This window comes from Pseudomonas sp. UBA6753 (assembly GCF_002453565.1).
Taxonomy (GTDB): domain Bacteria; phylum Pseudomonadota; class Gammaproteobacteria; order Pseudomonadales; family Pseudomonadaceae; genus Aquipseudomonas; species Aquipseudomonas putida_Z.
Genome location: NZ_DKHD01000027.1, coordinates 52,240 through 55,065, shown reverse-complemented (window position 1 = coordinate 55,065; position 2,826 = coordinate 52,240). Strand labels below are relative to the sequence as shown.

General features: G+C 66.7%; 1 protein-coding gene. It reads left to right on the top strand.

The annotated features are described in order from the left end of the window. The coding region (locus tag B2790_RS10240) for a condensation domain-containing protein (RefSeq protein ID WP_286918768.1) at positions 1 to 2,826 on the top strand (2,826 nt) is incomplete at both ends.

The window sequence follows — 2,826 nt, the reverse complement described above, 5'->3', positions numbered from 1 at the left end:
TGCCGCACCAGAACGTGGTCCGCCTGTTCGCGGCGACCCAGGACTGGTTCCGTTTCGATGCCAGTGACGTGTGGACGGTGTTCCACTCCTACGCCTTCGACTTCTCGGTATGGGAGCTGTTCGGCGCGTTGCTGTACGGCGGCCGGGCGGTGATGGTGGCCAAGGACGTGGCACGCTCCACCGAGGACTTCCACGCGCTGCTGCAGCGCGAGCAGGTGACGGTGCTGAACCAGACGCCGTCGGCGTTCCGCCAGTTGATCCCGGTGGCCTGCGCGGCAGCGCGGCAGGGGCAGGGCCTGGCACTGCGGCATGTGGTGTTCGGTGGCGAAGCGCTGGACGTGAGCAGCCTCGAGCCCTGGTTCGAGGTGTTCGGCGACCAGCAGCCACGGCTGATCAACATGTACGGCATCACCGAAACCACGGTGCATGTGACCTACCGGCCGATCACCAAGGCCGACCTGGCCAAGGGCGCGAGCAGCCCGATCGGCGAGGTGATCCCGGACCTGTCGTGGTACCTGCTGGATGCCGCGCTGAATCCGGTGGCCCCGGGCAGCCACGGCGAACTGGTGATCGGCCAGGCCGGCCTGGCGCGGGGGTATCACGGGCGCCCGGGGCTGACCGCCGAGCGCTTCGTGCCGAACCCGTTCGACAGCCAGGGTGGCCGCCTGTACCGCTCGGGCGACCTGGCCCGCTACGGCGGCGCGGGGGTGGTGGAGTATCTGGGGCGGATCGACCATCAGGTGAAGATTCGAGGTTTTCGCATCGAACTGGGCGAGATCGAGGCGCGGCTGCAGACGCAGGCCAGCGTGGCCCAGGGCGTGGTACTGGCTCAGGATGGCCCGGGCGGCAAGCAGCTGGTGGGTTATGTGGTGCCTGCCGATGCGGCCGTGATGGCCAGCACCGAGGCCCAGGCTGCCGAGCGTGAGGCGCTGCGCGCTGCGCTGAAGGCGAGCCTGCCGGACTACATGGTGCCGGCCCACCTGCTGTTCCTGGCCAGGCTGCCGTTGACCGCCAACGGCAAGCTGGACCGCCGTGCATTGCCGCAACCGGATGCCAGCCTGCTCCAAGCGGCATACGTGGCCCCGCAGAGTGAACTGGAACAACAGATCGCGGCGATCTGGGCCGATGTGCTGAAACTGGAGCGGGTAGGCCTTGGCGACAACTTCTTCGAACTGGGTGGGCATTCCTTGCTCGCCGTCCAGGTGATCTCCCGGGTACGCCAGAGCCTGGGCGTGGAGCTGCAGTTGCGCGCGCTGTTCGAAACGTCGAGCCTGGCCGACTTCGCCAGGCTTGCAGCGCAAGGTGAGCAGGCTTGCTCCAGCGTCATTGAGCGGGTTTCCCGGGAGCAGCCGCTGGCACTTTCCTATGCCCAGCAACGGCAGTGGTTCCTGTGGCAATGGGCACCGCACAGTGCCACCTACAACATTCCGGCCGCACTGAAGCTGGCCGGGGCGCTGGATGTCGCCGCCCTGCAACAGGCCTTCGGCGCCTTGATCGAGCGTCACGAAACCCTGCGCACCACCTTCCGCCTGGACGGCGAACAGGCGGTGCAGGTCATTCATGCTCAAGTGCCGTTCGAGCTGGTCGTCGAGGAGCAGGCGTACGCTGACGAGGCCGCTGTGCGGGCCTGGGTCGAGACCGAAGCAGGGCAACCGTTCGACCTGGAGCAGGGGCCGCTGCTGCGGGCCCGGCTGCTGCGTCTGGCGGCGGACCAGCACGTGCTGGTGCTGACCCTGCACCATATCGTCGCCGACGGCTGGTCGATGCCGGTGATGGTCGACGAACTGGTGCAACTGTATGCCGGCTACAGCCAGGGCCAGGTGCCGACGCTGCCGGCCCTGCCGATCCAGTACGCGGACTTTGCCGTGTGGCAGCGCAACTGGATGGAGGCCGGTGAGCAGGCGCGGCAGCTGGCCTACTGGACCGAACAATTGGGTGATGAGCAACCGGTGCTGGAGCTGCCGTTGGATCATCTGCGCCCGGCTGTACCGAGCCACCAAGGCGCGCGTTGGCCGATTGAGTTGGGCAATGAGCTGGCGGCCAACCTCAAGCGCGTTGCCCAGCAGCAGGGCGTGACGCCGTTCATGCTGTTGCTGGCCAGCTTCCAGACCTTGCTGCATCGCTACTCGGGCCAGGCCGACATCCGTGTTGGTGTGCCCACGGCCAACCGCAACCGGGTCGAGACCGAGCGCCTGATCGGTTTCTTCGTCAACACCCAGGTGCTGCGTGCCGAGTTCGATATGCAGCTGACGTTCGGCGAGCTGCTGCAACAGGTCAGGCAACGTGTTCTGGGCGCGCAGGCCCACCAGGACCTGCCATTCGAGCAGCTGGTCGAAGCCTTGCAGCCGGAACGCAATCTTGGCCACAACCCGTTGTTCCAGGTGCTGTACAACCACCAGACCGAGCTCAAGGGCAGCCAGCACCGCTTGCCGGGCCTGGAAATGTCCGGCCTGGACTGGAGCACTCACACCGCCAAGTTCGACCTGAGCCTGGATACCTACGAAGACGGGCAGGAGATCGGTGCGGCACTGATCTACGCCACCGACCTGTTCGACGCCAGCACCATCGAGCGCATGGCGCGGCATTGGGTCAACCTGCTGGAAGCTATCGTGCGCCAGCCCGGGCAACGCATCAGTGAGCTGCCATTGCTGGGCGAGGACGAGCAGCAGGCGGTGCTGTGTGACTGGAGCCGCAACACCGCCGCCTTCCCGGATGAGCGAACCATTCATGAGCTGATCGAGGCCCAGGTGGCCACCGCCCCCGAGGCCCCGGCAGTCACCTTCGGCGAGCAGACCCTGAGCTACGGCGAACTGAACCGCCGGGCCA